The following is a 22,767-nucleotide window of genomic DNA, read 5'->3' on the forward strand; positions in this document are numbered from 1 at the left end:
GAAACGCGGCCCAGCGTGCTGCGGGTGATCTTATTCAGGTCACTCAGCTGAAGACCCTACTGAAGATCTGGCAATTGCGGAGTTGATTTATGTTGGACGGTAAGCCGCGCTTCAAGACGTATCATCATCCCGCCGGCGGTTGGGGTGCCGCCGCAGCGACTGCAAAGATTCTTCTCGAGCAGAGTGTGGTGACGAAGGGATCGCGCGCGCTTCTGTCGATGAACCAGCCCGGCGGATTCAAGTGCTCGAGTTGCGCGTTTCCCGACGCGGAATGCAAGAAAACGCTCGATTTCTGCGAGAACGGCGCCAAGGCGTTGGCGTTTGAGGCAACGAAGTTTCGGGTCACACGAGAGTTCTTTGAACGGCACACCGTGTCCGAACTCATGGAGCGGCCGGACTACTGGCTCGAGATGCAAGGACGTTTGACGGAGCCGATGCGCTATGATTCATGGTCGGATCGCTACGTGCCTTGCAGCTGGGACGACGCGTTCGCCCTGATCGGCAAGCATTTGCGGGCTCTTGAAAGTCCGCACCAGGCCGAATTCTATACATCCGGCCGCACACCCAACGAAGCGGCGTTTCTCTACTCGATATTTGTCCGGGAGTTCGGAACCAACAATTTCCCCGACTGCTCGAACATGTGCCACGAGCCGACCAGCCGGGGCTTGCCGCCCTCGATCGGTGTCGGGAAGGGCACCGTTATCCTCGATGATTTCGCGCACGCTGAAGCGATTTTCGTCATCGGGCAGAACACCGGAACGAATTCGCCGCGGATGATGAGCAATCTGGTCGAAGCGAGCAAGCGCGGGGTTCCGATCGTGGCCGTCAATCCGATGCCCGAACGTGCGTTGGTGCGCTTCGCCGATCCGCAGGATGTCATTCAGATGGCAACGCTCGGTTCGACCAAGATTGCCAGCGAGTTCGTTCATGTCCGCATCGGCGGTGACCTCGCCTTCCTCAAGGGGGTCATGAAGGTCATTTTCGAACGCGAGGAATCCGGCGAGAAGATCGTCGACTGGAAGTTTATCCGCGAGCATACCCTCGGCCTCGATGCGATCCGGGACGACGCGATGGCGCAGACATGGCCGGAATTGGAGAGGGCCTCCGGGCTTGAGGAATCGCAGATCCGGCGATGCGCCGAAATCTACATTCGCTCGCGCGCGACGATCATTTGCTACGGGATGGGGATCACGCAGCACCAGGAGGGGTCGCGGCTGGTGCAGCAGTTGGTCAATCTGCTCCTGCTCAAGGGCAATTTCGGCAAGCCGGGCGCCGGAATATCGCCCATTCGCGGTCATTCCAATGTGCAGGGAGACCGTACCGTCGGGATCGACGAACAGCCGAGCCAGGACTATCTCGATCGCGTTCGCGACGTCTTTGGGTTCGAGCCCCCGCGCGAACATGGTCATCATACCATTGAGTCCGTCGCCGCGATGCAGGCGGGGACGGCGAAGGTCTTCATCGGCCTCGGCGGCAATTTCGTTCGTGCCGTGCCCGATACCGAACGGTCGTACGCGGCGATGCGAAAGCTCGCGCTGACGGTCGCCATTACCACCAAGCTGAATCGCGGACATTTGGTTCATGGTCGTGACGCCTTGATGCTGCCCGTCATCGCGCGTTCGGAGATCATCCGGACGGCAGCCGGTGAGCAGTTCGTGACGATCGAAGACTCGATGTCAAACGTCACCGCGTCTCGCGGCGTGTTGCAACCGGCGAGCCCGCATCTCCTGCCCGAGGTGGAAATCGTCTGCCGGATCGCGCAAGCGACGTTGCCGAACAGCAAGGTCGACTGGAGAAGCTACAGCGAGGATTACTGCTTGATCCGCGACAAGATCGCGGAGGTCTATCCGGAGATCTACAGCGACTTCTCCGAGCGGATCGAAAGCCCGAGAGGCTTTCACCTCGACGTGCCGCCGCGCGAACTGGTCTGGCCGACGCCGAACGGCAAGGCGAACTTTCTGCTTCTGCCGGGTCTGGAAGTGAACGCATCCGTTTCAGATCCCGACATGCTGCGACTGGCAACCATTCGCTCGCACGATCAATTCAACACGACGATCTACAGCAACAACGACCGCTATCGCGGTGTCTACAATGACCGAATGGTTCTGTTCATGAACGCCGAGGACCGCGCGGCGCGAGGGCTCGAGGACGGCTCGGGCATTGCGCTCGAGACGATCAGCGATGATGGCATACAGCGGCGCGTGAGCGGACTGAGGGTGTTGGACTATCCGATGCCGCGCGGATCGGTTGCGGGATATTACCCCGAGCTCAATCCGCTGCTGCCTCTCGACTACTACGACAAGATCAGCGGGACGCCGGCAGCCAAGTCCATTCCGGTGCGAGTTGTTGCCGCTTGATCGGCCGGATGCCGGAGACGAAGTGCCGGGACGCATATCCTGAGGCAAGGAGGGGACATTGCTGGACAATCTCGATGCGGTGATTCTGGCACGTGCCCAGTTTGCGTTCACCGTCTCGTTCCATTTCATATTTCCATCTTTCTCGGTCGGGCTTGCGAGTTATCTGATGGTGCTCGAGGCGTTGTGGCTCAAGACGGGGCAAGGCGTTTATGCCAACCTGTTCCGCTACTGGCTGAAGATCTTCGCCGTTGTGTTCGGCATGGGCGTCGTCTCGGGGGTGGTGCTCTCATATCAATTCGGTACGAATTGGTCGGTATTCTCCACGCGAGCCGGGCCGATCATCGGGCCGCTGATGGCGTATGAGGTGATGACGGCCTTCTTTCTGGAGGCCGGCTTCCTCGGCGTCATGCTGTTCGGCATGAGCAAGGTCGGGAAAGGCCTTCATTTCTTCGCAACGTGCATGGTCGCGCTTGGCACACTGATCTCGGCAACCTGGATCATTGCCGTGAACAGCTGGATGCAGACGCCGGCGGGTTTCGCGATCAATGCGAAGGACCAGTTTGTGCCCGCCGGATCCTGGATCCCGATCATCTTCACCGCCAGTTTTCCGTATCGCCTCGTTCACACCGTGATCGCGGCCTATCTGACGACGGCGTTCGTGGTTGGCGGTGTGGGCGCCTGGCATCTGCTGCGAGACCGCAGCAATGCCGGCGCACGCAAGATGTTTTCGATGGCGATGTGGATGGCCGCGATCGTGACTCCGATCCAGATTCTCGCGGGTGATGCCCATGGCCTCAACACGCTGGAACACCAGCCCGCCAAGGTTCTTGCTATGGAAGGGCACTACGAACCCAGCCCCGATGGCGCGTCGCTTATCCTCTTCGGCTTCCCCAGCAACGAGACAGCGCAGGTCCATCATAAGCTCGAAGTGCCTCGCCTGGGGTCACTGATCCTCAAACACGATCCGGATGCACCTTTACCGGGACTCAGCGACTTTCCGCGGGATCAATGGCCGCCGGTACCGATTGTGTTCTGGTCGTTCCGGATCATGGTCGGCCTTGGATTTGCGATGCTCGCTGTCGGTATCTGGAGCCTGCTCGCGCGTTTCCGGGGAATGCTCTACGACTGGGCCTGGTTGCATCGCGCGTGCGTCGTTCTCGGACCGGCCGGCTTTGTCGCTGTGATCGCTGGATGGGTGACGACGGAGGTCGGTCGGCAACCTTTCACGGTCTATGGACTGTTACGAACGGCGGAATCACATTCGCCGCTGGCTGCGCCGGCTGTGGCGGCCTCGCTTGTCGCTTTCCTGCTGGTGTACTTCGCCGCGTTCGGCGCCGGCACCTATTATCTCCTGCGACTGATGGCGAAGCCGCCCGCGCCGGGCGAGAAGGAGCCGCCCAAGGTGCCGCAGCGCGCCGCAGGCATTACGCCGGCGGGCAGTGTCGGCGTGCCTCTGACTGCGGCGGAGTGAGGCCATGTCCAGCATCGACCTTACGACCTTCTGGGCTGCGATCATCGGATTTGCGGTGATGGCCTACGTCGTCATGGACGGGTTCGACCTTGGCATCGGAATTCTGTTCCCGAGCTTTGCGGTCGGCGACGAGCGCGACCAGGCCATGAATTCGATCGCGCCGGTCTGGGATGGCAACGAGACGTGGCTGGTGATGGGCGGCGGCGGTCTGCTGGCGGCGTTTCCGCTCGCCTATGCGATCATCCTTCCAGCCACCTATCCGTTGATGATCGCCATGCTGCTTGGGCTCGTCTTCCGCGGCGTCGCCTTTGAGTTCCGCTGGCGCGATCCAGGGCATCGGCCATTATGGGACATTGCGTTCTGGTTGGGCTCCCTGGTGGCCGCCTTTGCGCAAGGTGTTACTCTCGGGGCAATTCTGCAGGGTATCCACGTTGTCAATGATGCCTATGCCGGCGGCTGGCTCGACTGGCTAAGCCAATTCAGCATCCTGACCGGCGTCGCGGTTGTGATCGGCTATGCGCTGCTCGGCGCAACGTGGCTGATCTGGAAGACGGAGGGGACGAGCCAACGTCACGCGCGCCGTGCCGCCTTCTGGCTCGGCGCCGGCACGCTTTTGGCGCTGGGGGCCGTCAGCGCGGTGACGCCGTTTCTCGATTATGACTACTGGCGGCGGTGGTTCGCAATGCCCGGCGTCTTGTTGACGGCCCAGGTGCCGCTGTTGGTGCTGATCTGCGCGGTAACCTTCTTCTGGAGTCTGAAGCGAGAGTTCGAGCGGTTGCCGTTCCTCATGGCGCTGGCACTCTTCCTGCTGAGCTTCATCGGGCTCGGAATCAGCATCTATCCTTACGCCGTTCCACGCGCGATTACGATCTGGGATGCCGCGGCACCGGTCGAAAGCCAGTTGTTCATGCTGGTGGGCGCCTGCGTGATTATTCCGCTCATCCTCGCATACACAGGCTGGGCGTACTGGGTGTTTCGCGGCAAGGCCGGCACCGCAGGGTATCACTGATGCAGGCGCGGATTCCGCTATGGCAACGGCTCGTGTGGATGGCCGCGATCTGGATCGCAAGCGTTGTGGCGGTCGGCTTGGTCTCGGGCGTGATCAGAATGTGGTTACGTTAATTCAGTTCCGGTCAGCCCGGTCATTTGACCACCTCGTTTGTCGCGGAGCCGCAGGTTCCGGCGGAAAGCACCGCAGTCTCTGGCACGTTCCTGCATGACACATGCTCCGAATAGCGAACTGACCGCGCTCTGGACAATCGTGCTTTCGTTCTGGCAGCGAAGCGTCTTGGATCTAACCGTTGGACACTTCATCGTTTCGATCGTCATTCTCGCGATCGCAGTGCTGATCCGGCGGCTTTTCAGCCGCTTTATCGTCTCCCGTATCCACTCCTGGTCGTCGAGCAAGGTCGGCCTCAACCGCACGATCGTCGAGGCACTTGCTCCGCCGATTCAGTTTATTCCGATCGTCCTGGCCGTATTTATTATCGGCGAATGCGTGCTGACCAATCAGAGGCTCAAGGATGGGCTCCTCCAGATTGATCGTTCGTTGACCGCATTCACAATCTTCTGGGCGCTGTTCGAGGTGATCGGGCCCCTATGCGCGGTTCTGGATGGCCGGACGCCGATCTTCAGTCAGGCCATGATCGGCTGGACGGTCAGGGTCGGGCGCGCCATCATCGTTGCGCTCGGTGCGACCGCCGTCCTGGAGGTCTGGGGCATTCACGTCGGGCCTGTACTGGCGAGCTTCGGCCTCGTCGGCGTCGCGGTGGCGCTAGGCGCCCAGAATCTGTTCAAGAATCTGATCTCCGGGATCTTCATCATTGGCGAGCAGCGCTTTCGGAACGGCGATTGGATCCTCGCCGAGGGCATCGTCGAGGGAACGGTGGAAACCATTGGTCTGCGGACAACGAAAGTCCGCCGGTTCGATCAAGCACCCGTATTCGTTCCGAATTCGTATTTGGCGGACAATGCCGTCACCAACTTCTCGCAGATGAGGTTTCGCCGCATTTCCTGGATCATCGGCCTCGATTACAGCACGACGATCGGCCAGCTCCGCGATGTCCGTGATGCAATCGAGGCGTACATCCTCGGCAGTCAAGATTTCGTTCATCCTCCTGAAGCCGTCGCGTTCGTACGTGTCGACAAGTTCAATGAATCGTCGATCGATGTCATGGTCTATTGCTTCACCCGCACCACGGTCTGGGGTGACTGGCTGAAGATCAAGGAGGAGCTGGCGTATGCCATCAAGGCGATCGTGAAAAAGGCGGGATCTGATTTCGCCTTTCCAAGTCAGTCGCTCTACGTGGAGGCCGTCCCGACAGGGATCGAGCTTTTTCCTCACAATACGGCGCCGAGCAGTGATCCGACGAACGGGACGGGGGTGGTGGGCAAGGCCGTTCCGAAAGGCGGCGTGGCATGAATCCCAGCAACATTCTTGCTTCGTGGACGCTCGTGCCGGCGAGTTAGCCTTTCGGCGCTTCGGTCATTTTGTCCCAACGATTCCGGACAAAATGACCTTTCAGCGACATCGATTGCCATAACTGATTGAAATCACGTCGATTGCGGTCTGGCACGTCGATTGCGTTGTCGTCAGTTGCAAGAATGTCGTCGTCTGCATCGCGGGGCACGGCCCATGTGCAGCGAGTCACCAACAACTCAATCTCTGGGCAATTCATCATGGCGCAAACAATTGGAATGCCGGAACCGAGGCGGGCGTTCACGGGATTGATGACCGAAGCGCGAGGGAAGTGGGGTTGGTTCGTCGCTCTGGGCATTCTCTTTATTGCGCTGGGCTTCGGAGCTCTCAGCAATCTGCTGTTGACGACCATCGCAACGATCTTCTACATCGGCGTCTTGGTGATCATCGCGGGCGCCTTTCAGATCGTCCATGCGTTTAGGGTCAAAAACTGGCGCGGGTTCTTTCTTTGGGGCCTGGGAGGCTTTTTCTATGTTGCGGCCGGTACGACAATCGTTCTGGATCCAGCAATCGCTTCACTTGTTTTGACTCTCATATTGGCCGTTTGCACGATCGCGTCCGGCGTCATGCGCCTGTTGCTCAGCTTTAGAGCAAAGGGAGATCGCGGTTGGGGCTGGCTATTTGCCTCTGGACTGCTCACCGCGATCGCAGGATTGGCGTTTCTGTTAGGTTGGCCACTCAACAGTCTCTGGCTGCTTGGCCTGTTGTTGTCGATCGACCTGGTTTTCCAGGGCTGCACGCTGCTTGGTCTGGGCCTGCAGCTCCGCGGTATGCGGTAGACGGCCGGCTCGGGCGAGCGAAGAACGCCGCTTGTCCGGCCGACCTTCAAACGTCATATCAACGGCGAGATAAGAGAGCTGCCATGACCAATAACGGCCCGCCCAACGATCCTCATCACAGCAGACAGATTCACTCACACCGCCCTCAAGGAGGGACTCATCAGGCGGAGCAAGGTGTAGAGAAGGTGATGCCTGAGGGCTCTGCAAGGGAAACAACCTCCGGATCGCCAGATGCTGCGGACACCCCGCCAAGCGCCGCAGAAGACGTGCATGAGGCCATTGCGCGGCTCGGGGCGGAGAATGTCGATCTCAAAGACCGGCTGCTTCGGGCGCTCGCGGATGCCGAAAATGTACGCCGGCGCTCCGAGCGTGAGTTGAACGACATGCGGCAATACGCCGTAACCAAGTTCGCGGGCGATATGGTCAATGTCGCGGACAATCTGGAACGTGCGATGTCCAGTCTTCCTGCGGAGCTGCGCGACAATGCCGGCCCCTTCAAGACGTTTGTCGAGGGTGTGGAGCTTACCGAAAAGGAGCTGTTGCGATCGCTGGAAGCGCACGGCGTCAAGAGGCTCGATCCGGCCGGAAGCCGGTTTGATCCTCACTTTCACGAGGCCATGTTCCAGGTCAAAGATCCGTCAGTGCCAAGCGGCACCGTCACGACGGTCGTGCAGCCCGGTTACGCGATCGGATCGCGTTCGTTGAGGTCCGCGAAAGTCGGCGTCGCGAGCTGAAATGTCCGCTCGCCTCCGGGCGTGCCGCGCGATGGCCTCGATGGCTTTAGCAGTGTCGGCTCGGATCGACTACCTGTGCTTGGGAAACGTCACGGTCATCACGCCGTCGTCGAAATACGCGTTTATCTTATGAGCATCGACCGAACTGGGTAATAGCATCGAGCTCAAGACTCTGATTGTCCGTTCGGCACCACGGCCGTCGTTCACCTGTCGCTCAGCGATGATGGTGAGTACACCACGCTCAACGGACACGTCTATGTCGTTTGCCGTTAGACCATGCAGCTCTGCAACGATTTGTAGTTCGTCATCTGTCTCGTTCACGTCAACATTCAGCATCGTGAACCATCCTGGTCGTACATGCGACGGCGTAGCCCATCGACCGGATCAACCGGCAGCAATACGCGTGCCATCCGCGCGGCAATCATATCAACGGCTTAAGGTGTTGATCAGTGAGCCCGCAGACACTTTGTCAAAGTCGATCGGACAAGTTGTCTGATGCAAGTCTGGCGCGATCGCCACTTGTACGCTCTGGACGTCTCCAAAAATGGCGCTAGCATTGATCATGCAGGCTGGGGAGGTGTCGAGTGTCGAGCAACATCGATCAGGCCGCGTCTGAGATCGCTGACGTCCGACTTCTTGTGGAGCGATTGCGTCGCGTTGAGGCGTGGCGACGGAAGCGCTTCGAGCGCGCAATTCAGGATCTAGACCAAGAAATGGTATTTGATCGATCGAACGTGATCAGGATTTCGCAGCTATACACAGCGGTTTCAGTTCGTCGAAGAGCTCTCGAAGCGGGGGTCGTCAAGCCTTGGCGTGGCTTGCAATAGGCGAATGATGGCTTTCGGCTTTCCATGCGTTGAACGGTTGATCGAGCCCGCCATGATCAGATCTTGTCTTGAAGCCAAGGCGCAAATTCTCCCCCGCCAACAACTGTGCGAGGACATGCCATGAATACCGGCAAGTCATCTTCCAATGCTCCTTCTGGCGATCTTTGGCCGGCTCTGTCCTGCCAGGCCTTCGAGCAGACGCGACATCTTCTCCACATGGTGTTGCAGGCGGTTGGCAAGCTCAAGCTGGCCGGACCTTTCCAGGCGCAATGGGCTGGGGTTCCGCTGTGGCTCGGCGCGAGAGGCCCGACCACAGGTCCGATCCCTTGCGCTGGCGGCGTCTACGAGGTGCGCGCCGACTTCATCTCGCACGAGTTGCAGTGGTTCACGAGTTCGGGCGGATCGGGACAACTGCCGCTGGGCCCGACATCGGTCGCAGTGCTGGTCGACACATTCCTCGACCGGCTACGTCATGCGGGAATAGATGCTGCCATCACGCTCATGCCGCAGGAAGTGTCCAACGCGATCCCGTTCGACGAGGATAGGCAACAACGCTCATACGAACGCGACATGGTCAACGCCTGGTGGCGCATTCTTCTCAATACGCAACGCGTCATGCAGGTCTTTCAGGGAAGGTTCACGGGCAAGACGCAACCCATCGGTCTGATGTGGGGGACGTTCGACATTCGTCTGCCATTCTATAACGGCAAACCTGCTTCACCGGCGCCGAACGCCGGTTTTGTCCGGCGCAATGCAATGAATGCGGAGTTGATGGAGATGGGGTGGTGGCCGGGTGATCCCTCGTGTCCCAGACCCGCATTCTACTCCTTCACCTATCCGCAGCCACAAAGTATCGAGAGTGCGAAGATCGGGCCAAGCGCTGCGCGATGGGATGCCGGCCTGGGCGAGTTTCTCCTCGATTACGACGACCTGCGCCTGTCCGGCGATCCTGACGGCGATCTGCTTGCCTTCCTGGAATCGACCTACAACGCCGGTGCGACCGCGGCGGGCTGGGATTCCGCCCTGCTGGGCAGCGGTCGTCCGGAGTAGATCTCCGATGGATGCATGCACGACGGCAGATGCATTGTCCATGGATGTGCACAGGCTTCCTTACGAGATGTTTCGGTGCACGTCGCAAACGATCAGGGCGGAGTCCGGGCGAGCCAGTGCGACGAGCGTGAGTCCCGCTTGCTCTGCGCGTTCGACCGCAAGGCTCGTAGGCGCTGAAATGGTGACGAGCATCGGACAGCCCGCGCGAACGGCCTTCTCAACAAGTTCATAGCTGCATCTGGCAGAGAGCAGCAGAAAACCACCGGACGCCGGGATGTCGGACAGCGCCAGCGCGCCGATCAGTTTGTCGAGCGCATTATGTCGACCGACGTCCTCCCGAACACACAGGATTGATCCGTCGGGGCGGCAGAATGCCGCCGCATGTGTTCCGCCGGTGGATCGGCCGAGCGTCTGATGGTGTTGCAGGGCGTTTAGCGCGTCAGCGATGGCTTCCCGGCTCGTGGTGATGCGCCCACGTATCGGCGGCAACGGGCGCAGCACCTGCTGGATATTTTCCAATCCGCACAGCCCGCAGCTGCTCTCCGAAACGCGCCTGCGAGCGCGCTCCAGCGCGATTGCCGTGCCTTCTGCAGGCAAGGTGAGCCGGATGATCCAGCCGCCTTCCGTCTCGTGGACGATGATGTCGCTGAGGTCCCGGACATGCTTGACTAGGCCCTCGGCCAACGCGAATCCCGCCGCGTAGTCGCGAAGGTCGGACGGCGTTGCCATCATCACGGCATAGCCTATCCCACAGACCTCGATTGCGACGGGCGTTTCAACGGGAACAGCACGAACGAGATCGCCGTCATTGCGATCGTTGAACGCAAGGCGTCGTGCCGAAATGCTCAGGGTTTGGTTGGTCATGTCATTGCTCGCGCTAGCCGACGATCTGGACCGTTCGGGTGAACGTTATCGGAAGTCCCGTCGCAACATGCGTGCCACCCGGCCGACTGAACGACGTCAGTAGCTTACGACGTGGCTTCGGTGGATCGACGAACAATTTGTCCACCGATAATCGACAATCTTTCCATAGCGTCGGTTGCAGCAGGACAGACCGAGGCCCGTCACGCGTGCCTAAGCCAATAGACACTTTGTCCGAGGCGCTCCGGACAAAATGTCCGACGTGTCGTGATCTCGCGGCGTAAGTCGTTGAAATCACGCGAGCTGTGATGTGGCACATCTGTTGCTCAACGGTATTGGCGCAGGGACGCAAACCGCACATTGTCGATCAATTAAAAAGTAGAGGAGCGCGACGTGGCAAAGGTGATCGGAATCGACCTCGGAACGACCAATTCTTGCGTCGCGGTCATGGACGGCAAGAACACGCGCATCATCGAGAACGCGGAGGGGGCGCGCACCACACCTTCCGTCGTGGCGTTCACGTCCGATGGCGAACGTCTGGTCGGGCAGCCGGCCCGGCGGCAGGCGGTGACCAACCCGACCAACACCATTTTTGCCGTGAAGCGCCTGATCGGCCGCCGCTACGATGATCCGACGGTCGAGAAAGACAAGACGCTCGTACCCTACAAGATCATCAAGGCGTCCAATGGCGACGCCTGGGTCGAGGCTGAGGGCAAGCCGTATTCGCCCTCCCAGATATCGGCTTTTATCCTGCAGAAGATGAAGGAAACAGCCGAGGCCAATCTCGGTGAGAAGATCACGCAGGCCGTCATCACTGTTCCCGCCTATTTCAACGATGCGCAGCGCCAGGCTACCAAGGACGCCGGCAAGATCGCTGGTCTCGAGGTTCTGCGCATTATCAACGAACCCACCGCGGCGGCACTTGCCTACGGTCTCGACAAGAAGAAGCAGGCCAAGATCGCCGTCTACGACCTCGGCGGCGGCACCTTCGATATCTCCGTTCTCGATATCGGCGATGGAGTGTTTGAGGTGAAGGCGACCAACGGCGACACTTTCCTGGGTGGCGAAGACTTCGACATGCGGCTGGTCAACTACCTCGCCGACGAGTTCCAGAAGCAACAAGGCATTGATCTGCGCAACGACAAGCTCGCCCTTCAGCGCCTCAAGGAAGCGGCCGAAAAGGCGAAGATCGAGCTTTCCACCGTCACCCAGACGGAGGTCAACCTGCCGTTCATCACGGCGGACGCCTCCGGCCCAAAGCATCTTCAGGTCAAGATCACGCGCGCCAAATTCGAGTCCCTGGTCGAGGACCTCGTTCAGCGGACGATCGAGCCGTGCCTCAACGCCCTGAAGGACGCCGGGCTCACGGCCACGGACATTGACGAAGTCGTGCTCGTCGGCGGCCAGACCCGTATGCCGAAGATCCAGGAGGTCGTGCAGAAGATCTTCGGCAAGGAGCCGCACAAGGGCGTCAATCCCGACGAGGTCGTCGCCGTCGGCGCGGCAATCCAGGCCGGCGTCCTGCAGGGCGACGTCAAGGACGTGCTGCTGCTCGACGTGACGCCGCTTTCACTCGGCCTCGAGACGCTGGGGGGCGTGTTCACCCGGCTGATCGAGCGGAATACGACGGTTCCGGCGAAGAAGAGCCAGGTCTTCTCCACCGCCGAGGACAACCAGAGCGCGGTGACGATCCGCGTCTTCCAGGGCGAGCGCGAGATGGCCTCCGACAACAAGTTTCTCGGCCAGTTCGATCTCGTCGGCATTGCTCCGGCGCCGCGCGGCGTACCGCAGATCGAGGTGACGTTCGACATCGATGCCAACGGCATCGTCAACGTTTCGGCCAAGGACAAGGGCACCGGCAAGGAACAGAACATTCAGATTCAGGCATCCGGCGGCCTGTCCGAGAGCGACATCGAAAAGATGGTCAAGGATGCCGAGGCGCATGCCGCGGAGGACAAGAAGAGAAAGGAAGCAGTCGAGGCGAAGAACGCCGCCGAGGCGCTGCTGCATGCAACGGAGAAAACGGTTGCCGAGCATGGCTCAAAACTCGCGGCATCAGATCGCAGCGCAGTCGAGAGTGCCATGTCCGATTTGCGCGAAGCGTTGAAGGGCGACGATGCCACGACGATCAACACGAAAGTGAATGCCTTGCAGCAGCACTCGATGAAGCTTGCGGAAGCCATGCAGAGTTCCTCGCACGCGGCTCCTGGTTCTGCACCGAGTTCAGGCGGCGACAATGTCGTCGACGCCGAATTTACGGAAATCGACGACGACAAGAAGAATTCGAAATAGCACGCCCCCTGCAAGCGCGGGCGCGAGCTCGCGGCTACCAGTCGTGCTTTGCGCCGCCGTCGGGACGAAACTCCGGCTCTCAAGTGCTGGGATGCAATCCCGGTAGCTTCCTTTTACTCCATAAGCAGAAGTCTTGAAGGCATCCCGCCTTCATTTTTTAGGAGCTTTCTTATGCGACGACGTTCGACGGTCCTCACTGGCTTTGCCGGAGCAATGCTGGCCGCCCTGGTATCAAGCGCGCAAGGCCAGCAGCCGGCCCAAAAGGTGCAAGTCGGCGTACTTGAATGCAAGGGTGGACCGAGCATCGGCTTTATCGTCGGCGCGGTAACCAATCTGGCGTGCGTCTTGCGGATCAACGGACTGCCCGAGGACTACTATATCGCCACGATTCAGAAGGTTGGTCTCGATATCGGCATTACCGAGAGCACCGCGCTTGCCTGGTCGGTGTTCGCGCCCGTTTCCCAGCCTGGCCGCGGCGATATCGCCGGGACTTATGTCGGCGTCGACGCGATGGCTGCGGCAATCGTCGGTGTGGGCGGCAACGTGCTGCTGGGCGGTTCGAACAACAGCATCGCGCTGCAACCCCTGAGCGTGCAGGCGGAAACCGGCCTGATCGTCGCAGCAGGATTGGAGAGCATGACGCTGCAGCCGGGTCGCTAGGGGTACCGAAATTGACACCGTTCGCCGCTGCGAACGGTGTCGTCATCACGCGAATAGCAACGCTTTCTCGCGAAGGTTCTCATATGTTGAAGCGACTGTTGACGACGACATCTCCCGTAGTTCTCGCCGTATTGCTGCTTGGAAGCGCATGCGTAATGCCGGCGGCCGCGTTGTCCCAGGAAGCAGCTTGCTCTCAAGTCACGGCGGTGGAAACGCCGCCGCCGCCGTTGCCTCGATACGAACAGCCCCCTGTGCCTGCGCCGGGCTATCTCTGGTCTCCGGGATATTGGTCGTGGGATGAGGATGCCGGTGACTACTATTGGGTGCCGGGAACCTGGGTGCAACCACCGCGACCGGGCCTGTTATGGACCCCGGGCTACTGGGGGCGGCTTGCAGGAGCCTACATTTTCCACCCGGGCTATTGGGGTGAGCGCGTCGGCTTTTATGGCGGCGTCAACTATGGCTTCGGCTATTCGGGCATTGGTTACGAAGGTGGCCGCTGGGATCGTGGCCAATTCTTCTACAACAGCACGGTCAACAACGTGCGGAGTGTGACGATTAGAAACGTCTATCAGAAAACCGTCGTCGTCAATGAGACGGTGAACAACGTCAGCTACAATGGCGGACGAGGCGGCGTCGAGGCTCGTCCGACCGCTGCGGACAGAGCCGTCGCCAAGGAACAACATTTCGCACCCACGCCGTTGCAACGCAAACACGTCGAGGTCGCGAGCCACGACACCCGTCTGTTCAACAGAGCAAACGCTGGCGCACCGCCCGTGATGGCTACGCCACGCCCATCGATCCTGAACGGGCGGGACATTGTTCGACCACACCCGCCCGCCGAGGTCATGCCGTCGAATACGGAAAAACATCGACCCGAAGAGCTGAAGGGCGCGCGTCCCCAGGACCCCTCGCGGCAGCGGCTCGAAGACGCTCGACGTCCAGCGGAGGGGTCCGCGCCGGCGCGCAAGTCGCCAGCGGATGAAGCCGGAAAAGCCGCACCTCGCGAACTTGAGCGTGAACGAACGCCGCGGCCCGAGGCGGCCCCAGGACCTCTTCCTCCGGAAGAACGAAAGCGTGAGGACATCCGCGTGCCGGAAGCACGGCCAGAGTCCACACCGAGGCCGGAGCCTCGCCCCGAACCCATGGCTCGTCCGGCGGCGCGGCCGGAAATCGAAGCCAGACCTGCCGCACCCGCTGCGAGAACAGAACCGCAGAGGGAGGAAATGGGAGCTCTTCCGCGCCGCGGGTCCCCGGAGCAGCAGCGTTCCGGTGAAAGACCCGAGGAGCGGCGTCCCGAGCAACGCTAGGCGTGACGCGGACGATTCTTGTCAGGCAAGCGGTGCCTGGAACATCGTTAAGAAAGGCGTGCAGAGGTTGGAAGGCGATGACAACGAGTCTCGGAGGCAATGGACAACTCGACGACGGCAAGCCGCGTCTAACGGACGACGACATCGTGCGGGCGCAGCTGGGTCCGCGCGGTGTTCCTGGAGCACCGGATCCCGCACGAATGACGCCTCAGCAACTGAAGAATTACCCCAAATACGTGGATCCCGGTCATGTTGAATAATCGGGACCCGGCTCGCGGCCGTTCCCCGCTACGGGAAAGGCCGATCTCTGCCATCTTCAAGTCGGGAGCGGCAATTGGCTAAGAACCCGTACGATGTGTTGGGGGTATCCTCCTCAGCTTCGGCTGCCGAGATACAGAAGGCCTATCGCAAGCTTGCGAAGAAGCTGCATCCTGACCTCAACCCCGGCGACAAGGCTGCGGAGGAAAAGTTCAAAGAGGCGGCCGGCGCCTATGACCTGCTTAGCGATGCCGACAAGCGCAAGCGCTTCGATAATGGTGAGATCGACGCGACGGAAGCTGAGCGGCCGCAGCATCACTTCTATCGCGACTACGCCGATGCTGGAGACCCGCATGCTTACACGAGCGGGGCCGGCTTTGCCGACTTCATGAATTCGGACGATGCGCTTGCCGAGCTGCTAAGGCGCGGGCAGCGCGCACGCGCAAACCGGCGCGGTGAAGATCTCCATTATCGCCTGCCTATCGAGTTCGTCGAATCGATCAGCGGTGCAACCAAGCGAATCACACTGCCGGATGGCGGGACGCTGGAAGTGAAAATTCCCCCGGGCCTGGTAGATGGGCAGGTTTTGCGCTTGAAGGGCAAGGGAGCTCCCGGTGCCGGCAAAGGCGGACCAGGCGATGCCCTCATCGAAGTCGAGGTCATGCCGGATCGGCGCTTCATGCGGGACGGCGACAACATTCTGCTCGAAGTGCCGATCTCGTTGACCGAGGCGGTTCTGGGCGGTCAAATCCGGGTGCCGACACCGACCGGTGATGTTACGATGGCGGTGCCGAAGGGATCGAACACAGGCACGACACTGCGCCTCAGAGGAAAGGGCGCCCCGCGCCGAGGGGGAAGTGCCGGAGACGAATTGGTGAAGCTGACGATCGTCCTGCCGAAATCGCCGGATCCGGAATTGGAAGCGTTCGTCGAGAACTGGGCCAAGGGGAGAGAGTTCGATCCGCGCGAAGGCACCTTGTGATGACCCTCAACAAACAGGAATTTCTGATCTCGTCGGGACTGCGGGTGCAGACACTCGAGTTCTGGCTGGAGCAACGATGGCTGATTCCAACCGAGGCGGCTTCAGGCGCGCAATTCTCTGACGCGGACGTCGCCCGCGCGCACCTGATCCGCGATCTCAAGAGCGATCTAGGTGTCAACGATGAGGGGATCCACGTCATCGTCCATCTCATCGATCAGCTGCATGGTGTTCGACAAGCTTTCGCGCTGATGCGTACCGCACTTGACGACGATTCACGAACGGTTTGACAGAACGGGTGACCACGGTCGATCGGGGGACAGGCATTAGGGAGCAGCTATTCGATGGAACGCACGCTCGGCAACGGACCGATTGTTGGCTTGGTGCTTGAGGCCCTGGTCCGGCACGCTCCTCGTGAAGAACGTCTTGTCGTCCGATGACGTGTGGGCCTTGCTCCTTGAGGCGGCGACGCGCCTTGACGTTGACGGGGACCCGCAAACGCAGCAGGCAGCGAAGATCCTGGTCGATGAGGATCTGGCGCCCGTCTTCCTTGGTGACGACAAGAAAGCGTCGATCGATCCGCACTTCGGGAAGTCCTCGTTCATCTCGACACCGACCGAAGAAAAGTAACCCGCGCGCGAGCGTTAACGCGAGCGCGCCGTCGCCTTGGAGAACAACCCCAGCGATGGGTGGGGAACACTATGCCAACGTCAGGGCGTTTTCTCTATCGCCGAATTGACGGTCGCCGACAACGGCTTCAAGCGCTGGCTTGGGCATCCTGCGATGTTCGCGATCCAGCCGAGGAGCGGAATGGCTTATGGCCTGGCGTGGCCTGTGGTAGGCATACTGTTTTGCCTTCGCTTTTTTCATGGCGCTGGAGAAGGCCATCGCCCTGCGTTGAGATGGTGGTCGTCAAGAGCGGTGTCGGGAGAGATATGAATGTCTGAGGAAACCCCGCGTGACGTTGCCGAACCGGTGGTCGACCCGGAATTTGGACCTTGGCTTGCGCAAGCCTCGATTCTTGTCGTTGACGACGAACCCGGCATACGCAATTTCCTCGTCAAGCTCCTGCGACCTCGCTGCAGGCTGATCGAGGAGTCCGCGGACGCCAGGGATGCGTCGCGGAAACTCGATGGGCAGCATTTCGACGTCGTCATCCTTGACAATGTCATGCCTGGAAAGAGTGGCCTGGACTGGCTTGCCGAGCAGCGAGCGATCGGGTTCTTCACCGATGTCATCCTTATGACCGCCTATGCTGATCTTGATACAGCAATTGGCGCACTGCGCATCGGCGTCATCGATTTTGTGATAAAGCCATTTCGATCCAATCAATTGCTGAATGCGGTTGCGCGTTGCCTTGACCGGGCGAGACTGCAGCGGGAGAATTTCGTACTGCGCCATGAGCTGAAGTCGTCCTCGCAGCAGCTGTATCTGCGAAACAAGCTCCTCGGAGCATCCGCAGCAATTCAAAAGGCACGGGAGACTATCGCCCGGGTGGCGCCGTTGCCGACGCCGGTTCTGTTTACTGGCGAGTCCGGAACAGGCAAGGAGGTTGCCGCTCGATCGCTCCATTCGCTGTCCAACCGAGCGGACAAGCTGTTCGTGCCGGTCAACTGCGGCGCAATCCCTTCAGAAATGATCGAAAGCGAACTCTTCGGCCATGTGAGGGGGGCATTCACCGGCGCAGGGAAGACCCGAGAGGGTCTTTTTATGTTCGCGCAAGGCGGCACTCTTTTCCTGGACGAGATTGGCGAGCTCCCCTACCATCTGCAAAGCAAGCTGTTGCGTGTGCTTGAGGATCGTCGGGTGCGTCCCGTCGGCTCGGAGCGAGAGGTGCCGATCGACGCCCGGTATGTCTTCGCGACCAACGCCGATCTGCAGAAGCGGGTTGCAGCCGGCACCTTTCGCGCGGATCTCTATTTTCGCATCAACGTCATGCAGATCGATCTTCCGTCCCTTCGGGAGCGCGATCAGGATGTGCTCGAGCTCGCCGATATCTTCATGCGTGAGATTTCCGATCAGCTTGGTATGCCGCGCGTTCCAATCGACGTCGGAATGCGTACCTTCCTTTTGCAGTACGATTGGCCAGGCAACATACGGGAGCTCCGCAATCTGATTGAGCGGACGGTGATCCTCGGTGAATTCCGGGAGGACTATCTCAAGTCACGAGCCGAAAGATCGACCAGTGATGTCACACTCGCCGATGTGGAGCGGCGACACATCCTTTTTGTGCTTCGCGAGTCGAGAGGCGACCGTGAGGAAGCGGCACGCCGTCTCGGCATCTCGCGCAAAACGATCGATCGCAAATGCGCAAGTTGGCAACTCTGATAACGAGTTTTTCTCCAAGGGCCTCCGTGCGGTATCGCCTGCTGGCGATGGCACTCTTGCCGATGCTCGTCATTCTTCCGTTGCTTCTTGCGATCAGCATTTATCGCTGGAACGTGAGGTTCGACGCAGTATTGACGTCCAAGGTCCATGACGACCTGACGATCGCCAGGCAATATCTCGGGCGAATTTTCGAGAACACGGAGGACTATCTGGTATCGTCGGTGAATTCCGCGCTCTTTCAGTCGATTGTGCAAACCCCGGGCTATGAGCGTGGTGCCCTGAGCGATTATCTCAAGGACATCGCGCAGGCGCGCGGCTTCGATTTTCTCTACATTATCGCTGACGATGGCGCGGTGATCGCGAGTGAATATCAGATGGCGGCCGCGCCACGATGGAATTGGCCCGTCATCAGCTCGGCGCTTGAGGGTCGGGCACGAACCGCGATTGATGTGTTTCAATCCATGGAGCTCGCGGCGATCTCCGCCGATCTTGCGAAGCGCGCTCAGATCGACATCGTCGCGACACCCGGAAGCGCGCCGACCACGCGGACGCAGGAGAGCCGGGGGCTGGTACTGCAATCGGCGACGCCGGTTTCGCTGCCGAACGGACGAAAGGCCGCGTTGGTCGGTGGAATGCTGCTCAATCAGAACCTCGCCTTTGTCGACACGATCAATGATCTGATCTACTTCGGGGCGGGTTTGCCGGAAGGCAGTCGCGGGACCGTGACGCTCTTCCTCGATGATGTGCGTATCAGTACCAATGTGAGGATGTTCGAGGGGAGGCGTGCAATTGGCACGCGCGTCTCTGCGGAAGTTCGAGATGCGGTTCTCGATCGTGGCCAGACTTGGCTCGATGGCGCATTCGTCGTCAACGACTGGTACATCTCTGCCTATGAGCCGATCCGTGACAGCTATGATCGTCGCGTCGGAATGCTTTACGCCGGCTATCTTCGGCAACCGTTCACCGCAGCGAAGCGCGGTACGGTTCTGGAAATCGCGCTGGCATTTGCCGTCGCGGTTGCACTGACTGTTCCGCTGTTCTTGACGTGGGCGGCAAGTATCTTCCGGCCTCTTGAGCGGATGACGACAACGATTTCGAAAGTGGAAAGCGGCGAACTAGGCGCACGAACGGGACCCGTCGATGGGCGCGACGAGATCGAGCAGGTTGCGGTTCATCTGGATCGACTGCTCGATCAGATCCACGAGCGCGACGCCCAGCTGCGGCAATGGAACCAGGAGCTCAACCAGCGCGTCGAGGAGCGCACAAACAAGCTCCTGCATGCGAACCAGCAGCTCGAAGCAACAACCAGGCAGTTGATCATGTCCGAAAAGCTCGCTGCAATTGGCGAAATCACCGCTGGTGTAGCCCATGAGATCAACAATCCCATCGCGGTGATGCAGGGCAACCTGGAGATCATCAGGGATATGATGGGCGCCAAGGCCGACGAAGCAAAAACGGAGTTTCGGCTCATCGACGAGCAGATGCATCGCGTCAGTGAAATTGTGACGAGGCTTCTGCAATTCGCCAAGCCGCAGGAGTATGCCGGCTTTACCGATCAATATGATCCAGCCGTCGTCGTCACCGACACGTTGCCACTCGTTCAACATCTGCTGAACAAGACAACGATCAGCATCGAAACGGAATATCACGCCTCACGCCTAGTCTCAATGAATCGCACTGAATTGCAGCAGGTGCTGGTCAATCTCCTTGTCAACGCAATTCACGCGACGTCCGGAGGCGGGCGTTTGACGATTCGAACCTTTGATCGGGATGAGGGCAGGCGCCGTGGCGTCATGATCGATGTGACGGACACCGGCGGCGGTATGACGCCGGACGTAATGCAGCGGATCTTCGATCCATTCTTCACCACCAAGAGGCGGGAGGGAACCGGCTTGGGGCTGTCCATCAGCCAGATGCTTGTAACCCGCCAGGGTGGTAAGATTTCCGTTGAGAGCGAACCCGGCAAGGGTACGACATTTACGGTCTGGCTGCCTGCGGAGGACTGATGGCGACCGAAGAGCCGGTGACATTTCGTCCCGCTGCAAAGACAAATTGTCCATCGGCCCCTGGCCGCGGTCATCAAGCGATTGATATCGCGTGAAGCCTCGCTTGGCATGGCTGTTGCTGGAATCGCCAAGGGCGGCAGAAGCTTCAACCGCGTGCAACAATGAGTCTGAGGTCAAGGAGACGCAGCGATGCCACGTCATCATGGGAAGATGCCCCCTGTTCCGCCGGCCAACCGTAGCCCGAAGGGCACCGGCGGTGACCCCGAAGTCAAGAAAGATACGTCGTCGAAGAAGCGCGAAGACAACTACGCGGAACAGGGTGATACAGCAAACATCCGCGAGAACACCACCAACGAGGGCTACTTCCAGGGACGCCGCATCAAATGATGCCAGGCAGGCCGATGTTTTCCGGCCGTTGGTGACACCTCCCAGTCTGGTGTGAAGAGCGAGGAGCTCCAGAAATGACCGTTGTGTCCAACCAGCAGCTATCGAAAGATATGCAGGCCAAGGCGCATCTGCTCATCAATCAGGTCGGTCTCATGCCGCAGGCACAGGATCGGCCGTTGGAAGCGGACGACCTGCTCTTTTATATCAGTGAGACGACGATGCCGATGGCGGCCTTTTTGCAAAACCACGGGCTGTTCATGGACGATCAGGGGCTGCACTTCGACTTTTCGCAATTCGATGCCATCCGCGAGGTCGCCGTCAAAGTCGTTGCTGAGCATGACGCTGGAAAGCTGGACGGCGTGTGGAAGCAATTCGATCTCTCTACCGACGATGACGCCGACTACAATGGCGAGTACATCCTGCTTGCCCTTGCCGCCCTCGCGATTATGTATGGTCAGGGGAACTAGGCGAGCTGGGCGCCCCGCTGTACCAGCGGCAGGGCGAGATCGCGAACGAGGCGATGCGTGATGACGCTGAATGAACTGGCTGATGCGCTGGAAAAGGTTGACGAGGAGGCGTTTGCCTCAATGCTGTTGGAGTACGAGCTCAATCACGATGATGAGCCCAAGGTCGTGAAGACGATGATCGTCGAGGCGCTACGTTTTGCGGACGCGCACGGATTTCGTGCAGCCCGGCCGTCACTCGATGGGGCCGACTAGTCGCGCCGTCGTCTCGATGTGTTGTTCCGAAACGCTTCCAGAGCTCGCTTAAAGAGCTCATACCGGAACTTTGCGTCCCTTAGCCCAATCCTAGCGAAATAGCCGGCCATGGCCGACGTAGGTGAATGATCGACGCAGCCTCATCTGGGCGTGCCGGTTCTTGGAAGGCTAGACGTTCTCGAGGGTTATCGCCGATCGCCCTCATCGATTTCGATCCATATCGGACGGTAGTTTTGACAGGCAATCTTTCACCCTCAGTTTGGTGAGTAGTGCCCCAAAGCGACACGCAGGACATTTTGTCCGTTTTGCTTTCGACAAGTTGTCCGATAGCGCTTCCCTCCTACGACGCAACTGATTGATATCGTAGAGCTTCCGATGTGGCACATGAGTTGCTCAGGATCAGGATTGGGGGCCGCAGCGGCAACGACTATCCGTCACGTACTGCCGGCCTCCGGCCCGATATCGGCAAGGATCGCACTTTGGCACCGCCGTTCACCCCCGAGAGAGGACCCCATGGCGTTTCATCCGTTGCATGACTGCGTTCTGCTCGGAAGAACCGAGGTCGAAGAGAAAACAGCCGGTGACATCTGAACCACGAGATCCACGGCGACGCGCGTTTGTCGCAGCACCAGGCGGTGCGCCGTCGCGAATGTTCTCTCCAGAGGAGATGTCCATGTCCTTCACGCTTCCTGATCTGCCCTACGCGCATGACGCGCTCGCTCCCTACATGTCCAGGGAAACGCTGGAGTATCACCACGACAAGCACCACGCCGCGTATGTCAATGCGCTCAATGCCCTTATCAAAGGCACCGAATGGGAGGGAATGAGCCTGGAGGATGTCGTCATCGGCTCCTTTGGAAGCAACGTTCCTGTATTCAACAATGCGAGCCAGGACCTGAACCATACCTACTTCTGGAAATGGATGAAGCCGCACGCCGGAAGCGCGCTGCCGGGAATCCTGGAGCGGCAAATCAAGGCGGACTTCGGTTCGATCGAGAAGATGAAAGAGGAGTTCGTCGCCGCCGGCGTCGGACAGTTTGGCTCTGGCTGGTGTTGGCTTGCAGTGCAGAACGGCAAGACAATTGTTATGAGAACGCCCAACGGCGAGAATCCGCTCGTCTATGGTGCAAAGCCCATACTGGGCTGTGACGTTTGGGAACACTCCTACTATATCGATTACCGCAATCGAAGGGCCGATTACATTAGGGCGTTTCTCGAGCACCTCGTGAACTGGGAGTATGTCGAGGATCTCTTCAAGAGGGCAGCGTGA

At 59.7% G+C, this 22,767-nt stretch carries 24 protein-coding genes; 21 read left to right on the plus strand and 3 right to left on the minus strand.

What is annotated here, in order from left to right; genetic code table 11:
• The first annotated feature begins 89 nt into the window (after positions 1-89).
• The 5 genes from Q2M23_RS18480 to Q2M23_RS18500 all read left to right on the plus strand — a co-directional run bounded on the left by Q2M23_RS18480 (position 90) and on the right by Q2M23_RS18500 (position 6,250).
• Positions 90-2,357: an FdhF/YdeP family oxidoreductase gene (locus tag Q2M23_RS18480; protein WP_316396403.1), complete on the plus strand. Its 2,268-nt coding sequence runs from the start codon at positions 90-92 to the stop codon at positions 2,355-2,357.
• Positions 2,358-2,415: 58 nt separating this feature from the next.
• Positions 2,416-3,828 (plus strand): cytochrome ubiquinol oxidase subunit I, encoded by a 1,413-nt coding sequence (locus tag Q2M23_RS18485; RefSeq protein ID WP_316396404.1) that lies wholly within the window; start codon positions 2,416-2,418, stop codon positions 3,826-3,828.
• 4 nt (positions 3,829-3,832) lie between these two features.
• Positions 3,833-4,837: a cytochrome d ubiquinol oxidase subunit II gene (cydB, locus tag Q2M23_RS18490; protein ID WP_316396406.1), complete on the plus strand. Its 1,005-nt coding sequence runs from the start codon at positions 3,833-3,835 to the stop codon at positions 4,835-4,837.
• On the plus strand, positions 4,837-4,950 hold the full coding sequence (locus tag Q2M23_RS18495; protein ID WP_057016363.1) for a DUF2474 family protein: 114 nt from the start codon (positions 4,837-4,839) through the stop codon (positions 4,948-4,950). Before cydB ends, Q2M23_RS18495 begins: the two co-directional genes overlap by 1 nt.
• Before the next feature lie 94 nt (positions 4,951-5,044).
• Positions 5,045-6,250: a mechanosensitive ion channel family protein gene (locus Q2M23_RS18500; RefSeq protein WP_316396408.1), complete on the plus strand. Its 1,206-nt coding sequence runs from the start codon at positions 5,045-5,047 to the stop codon at positions 6,248-6,250.
• Between the two features lie 43 nt (positions 6,251-6,293).
• Here the strand turns inward: Q2M23_RS18500 and Q2M23_RS18505 are convergent, their stop codons facing one another.
• Complete coding sequence (locus Q2M23_RS18505; protein WP_194295313.1) at positions 6,294-6,551, minus strand: hypothetical protein; 258 nt, start codon at positions 6,549-6,551, stop codon at positions 6,294-6,296.
• A 7-nt stretch (positions 6,552-6,558) separates the two neighbouring features.
• Between Q2M23_RS18505 and Q2M23_RS18510 the strand changes: the two genes are divergently transcribed.
• Positions 6,559-7,086 (plus strand): HdeD family acid-resistance protein, encoded by a 528-nt coding sequence (locus Q2M23_RS18510; RefSeq protein WP_316396410.1) that lies wholly within the window; start codon positions 6,559-6,561, stop codon positions 7,084-7,086.
• Positions 7,087-7,169: 83 nt separating this feature from the next.
• Positions 7,170-7,820 (plus strand): nucleotide exchange factor GrpE, encoded by a 651-nt coding sequence (gene grpE / locus Q2M23_RS18515; protein WP_316396412.1) that lies wholly within the window; start codon positions 7,170-7,172, stop codon positions 7,818-7,820.
• A gap of 69 nt (positions 7,821-7,889) precedes the next feature.
• Here the strand turns inward: grpE and Q2M23_RS18520 are convergent, their stop codons facing one another.
• Positions 7,890-8,156 carry an Hsp20/alpha crystallin family protein gene (locus tag Q2M23_RS18520; RefSeq protein WP_057016361.1) on the minus strand — a complete coding sequence of 89 codons (267 nt, stop codon included), beginning with the start codon at positions 8,154-8,156 and terminating at the stop codon, positions 7,890-7,892.
• A 611-nt stretch (positions 8,157-8,767) separates the two neighbouring features.
• Here Q2M23_RS18520 and Q2M23_RS18525 point away from each other — a divergent pair.
• Positions 8,768-9,697 carry a DUF5996 family protein gene (locus tag Q2M23_RS18525; RefSeq protein WP_316396414.1) on the plus strand — a complete coding sequence of 310 codons (930 nt, stop codon included), beginning with the start codon at positions 8,768-8,770 and terminating at the stop codon, positions 9,695-9,697.
• 60 nt (positions 9,698-9,757) lie between these two features.
• Here the strand turns inward: Q2M23_RS18525 and fdhD are convergent, their stop codons facing one another.
• Positions 9,758-10,561 carry a formate dehydrogenase accessory sulfurtransferase FdhD gene (gene fdhD, locus Q2M23_RS18530; RefSeq protein ID WP_316396416.1) on the minus strand — a complete coding sequence of 268 codons (804 nt, stop codon included), beginning with the start codon at positions 10,559-10,561 and terminating at the stop codon, positions 9,758-9,760.
• 390 nt (positions 10,562-10,951) lie between these two features.
• Between fdhD and dnaK the strand changes: the two genes are divergently transcribed.
• The 13 genes from dnaK to Q2M23_RS18595 all read left to right on the plus strand — a co-directional run bounded on the left by dnaK (position 10,952) and on the right by Q2M23_RS18595 (position 22,767).
• The gene (gene dnaK / locus Q2M23_RS18535; RefSeq protein WP_316396418.1) at positions 10,952-12,850 is read left to right on the plus strand and encodes a molecular chaperone DnaK; all 1,899 of its coding nucleotides are present in this window, start codon (positions 10,952-10,954) and stop codon (positions 12,848-12,850) included.
• A 171-nt stretch (positions 12,851-13,021) separates the two neighbouring features.
• On the plus strand, positions 13,022-13,510 hold the full coding sequence (locus Q2M23_RS18540; RefSeq protein WP_057016357.1) for a DUF992 domain-containing protein: 489 nt from the start codon (positions 13,022-13,024) through the stop codon (positions 13,508-13,510).
• An 83-nt stretch (positions 13,511-13,593) separates the two neighbouring features.
• Positions 13,594-14,820: a hypothetical protein gene (locus tag Q2M23_RS18545; protein WP_316396420.1), complete on the plus strand. Its 1,227-nt coding sequence runs from the start codon at positions 13,594-13,596 to the stop codon at positions 14,818-14,820.
• A gap of 77 nt (positions 14,821-14,897) precedes the next feature.
• A complete protein-coding gene (locus tag Q2M23_RS18550) occupies positions 14,898-15,080 on the plus strand; it encodes a hypothetical protein (protein WP_316396421.1) in 183 nt (60 codons plus the stop codon).
• A gap of 74 nt (positions 15,081-15,154) precedes the next feature.
• A complete protein-coding gene (locus tag Q2M23_RS18555) occupies positions 15,155-16,060 on the plus strand; it encodes a J domain-containing protein (RefSeq protein ID WP_316396423.1) in 906 nt (301 codons plus the stop codon).
• Positions 16,060-16,347 carry a chaperone modulator CbpM gene (locus tag Q2M23_RS18560; protein ID WP_316396425.1) on the plus strand — a complete coding sequence of 96 codons (288 nt, stop codon included), beginning with the start codon at positions 16,060-16,062 and terminating at the stop codon, positions 16,345-16,347. Before Q2M23_RS18555 ends, Q2M23_RS18560 begins: the two co-directional genes overlap by 1 nt.
• A 136-nt stretch (positions 16,348-16,483) precedes the next feature.
• Entirely contained in the window at positions 16,484-16,687 is a 204-nt protein-coding gene (locus Q2M23_RS18565) for a hypothetical protein (protein ID WP_316396427.1), read from the plus strand.
• A gap of 309 nt (positions 16,688-16,996) precedes the next feature.
• Complete coding sequence (locus tag Q2M23_RS18570) at positions 16,997-18,385, plus strand: sigma-54-dependent transcriptional regulator (RefSeq protein ID WP_076825120.1); 1,389 nt, start codon at positions 16,997-16,999, stop codon at positions 18,383-18,385.
• Positions 18,364-20,391, plus strand: a complete 2,028-nt coding sequence (locus Q2M23_RS18575) for a cache domain-containing protein (protein ID WP_316396429.1) — start codon at positions 18,364-18,366, stop codon at positions 20,389-20,391. The genes Q2M23_RS18570 and Q2M23_RS18575 overlap by 22 nt, the downstream gene beginning before the upstream one ends.
• 189 nt (positions 20,392-20,580) lie before the next feature.
• The gene (locus Q2M23_RS18580; protein ID WP_057016351.1) at positions 20,581-20,778 is read left to right on the plus strand and encodes a hypothetical protein; all 198 of its coding nucleotides are present in this window, start codon (positions 20,581-20,583) and stop codon (positions 20,776-20,778) included.
• Positions 20,779-20,852: 74 nt separating this feature from the next.
• A complete protein-coding gene (locus Q2M23_RS18585; protein ID WP_141340224.1) occupies positions 20,853-21,245 on the plus strand; it encodes a hypothetical protein in 393 nt (130 codons plus the stop codon).
• A gap of 60 nt (positions 21,246-21,305) precedes the next feature.
• Positions 21,306-21,497, plus strand: a complete 192-nt coding sequence (locus tag Q2M23_RS18590) for a hypothetical protein (protein WP_316396432.1) — start codon at positions 21,306-21,308, stop codon at positions 21,495-21,497.
• 673 nt (positions 21,498-22,170) lie between these two features.
• Positions 22,171-22,767, plus strand: a complete 597-nt coding sequence (locus Q2M23_RS18595) for a superoxide dismutase (RefSeq protein ID WP_316396434.1) — start codon at positions 22,171-22,173, stop codon at positions 22,765-22,767.

The sequence above is a fragment of the Bradyrhizobium sp. 33ap4 genome, from assembly GCF_032654765.1.
GTDB classification, from domain to species: domain Bacteria; phylum Pseudomonadota; class Alphaproteobacteria; order Rhizobiales; family Xanthobacteraceae; genus Bradyrhizobium; species Bradyrhizobium australafricanum.

Bases quoted from the DNA above. Each gene is read 5' to 3' on its own strand.
- Q2M23_RS18480 (WP_316396403.1), top strand. From the start codon at position 90: ATGTTGGACGGTAAGCCGCGCTTCAAGACGTATCATCATCCCGCCGGC.
- cydB (WP_316396406.1), top strand. From the start codon at position 3,833: ATGTCCAGCATCGACCTTACGACCTTCTGGGCTGCGATCATCGGATTT.
- Q2M23_RS18495 (WP_057016363.1), top strand. From the start codon at position 4,837: ATGCAGGCGCGGATTCCGCTATGGCAACGGCTCGTGTGGATGGCCGCG.
- Q2M23_RS18500 (WP_316396408.1), top strand. From the start codon at position 5,045: ATGACACATGCTCCGAATAGCGAACTGACCGCGCTCTGGACAATCGTG.
- Q2M23_RS18510 (WP_316396410.1), top strand. From the start codon at position 6,559: ATGACCGAAGCGCGAGGGAAGTGGGGTTGGTTCGTCGCTCTGGGCATT.
- grpE (WP_316396412.1), top strand. From the start codon at position 7,170: ATGACCAATAACGGCCCGCCCAACGATCCTCATCACAGCAGACAGATT.
- Q2M23_RS18520 (WP_057016361.1), bottom strand. From the start codon at position 8,156: ATGCTGAATGTTGACGTGAACGAGACAGATGACGAACTACAAATCGTT.
- Q2M23_RS18525 (WP_316396414.1), top strand. From the start codon at position 8,768: ATGAATACCGGCAAGTCATCTTCCAATGCTCCTTCTGGCGATCTTTGG.
- fdhD (WP_316396416.1), bottom strand. From the start codon at position 10,561: ATGACCAACCAAACCCTGAGCATTTCGGCACGACGCCTTGCGTTCAAC.
- Q2M23_RS18540 (WP_057016357.1), top strand. From the start codon at position 13,022: ATGCGACGACGTTCGACGGTCCTCACTGGCTTTGCCGGAGCAATGCTG.
- Q2M23_RS18545 (WP_316396420.1), top strand. From the start codon at position 13,594: ATGTTGAAGCGACTGTTGACGACGACATCTCCCGTAGTTCTCGCCGTA.
- Q2M23_RS18550 (WP_316396421.1), top strand. From the start codon at position 14,898: ATGACAACGAGTCTCGGAGGCAATGGACAACTCGACGACGGCAAGCCG.
- Q2M23_RS18560 (WP_316396425.1), top strand. From the start codon at position 16,060: ATGACCCTCAACAAACAGGAATTTCTGATCTCGTCGGGACTGCGGGTG.
- Q2M23_RS18570 (WP_076825120.1), top strand. From the start codon at position 16,997: ATGTCTGAGGAAACCCCGCGTGACGTTGCCGAACCGGTGGTCGACCCG.
- Q2M23_RS18575 (WP_316396429.1), top strand. From the start codon at position 18,364: ATGCGCAAGTTGGCAACTCTGATAACGAGTTTTTCTCCAAGGGCCTCC.
- Q2M23_RS18580 (WP_057016351.1), top strand. From the start codon at position 20,581: ATGCCACGTCATCATGGGAAGATGCCCCCTGTTCCGCCGGCCAACCGT.
- Q2M23_RS18585 (WP_141340224.1), top strand. From the start codon at position 20,853: ATGACCGTTGTGTCCAACCAGCAGCTATCGAAAGATATGCAGGCCAAG.
- Q2M23_RS18590 (WP_316396432.1), top strand. From the start codon at position 21,306: ATGACGCTGAATGAACTGGCTGATGCGCTGGAAAAGGTTGACGAGGAG.
- Q2M23_RS18595 (WP_316396434.1), top strand. From the start codon at position 22,171: ATGTCCTTCACGCTTCCTGATCTGCCCTACGCGCATGACGCGCTCGCT.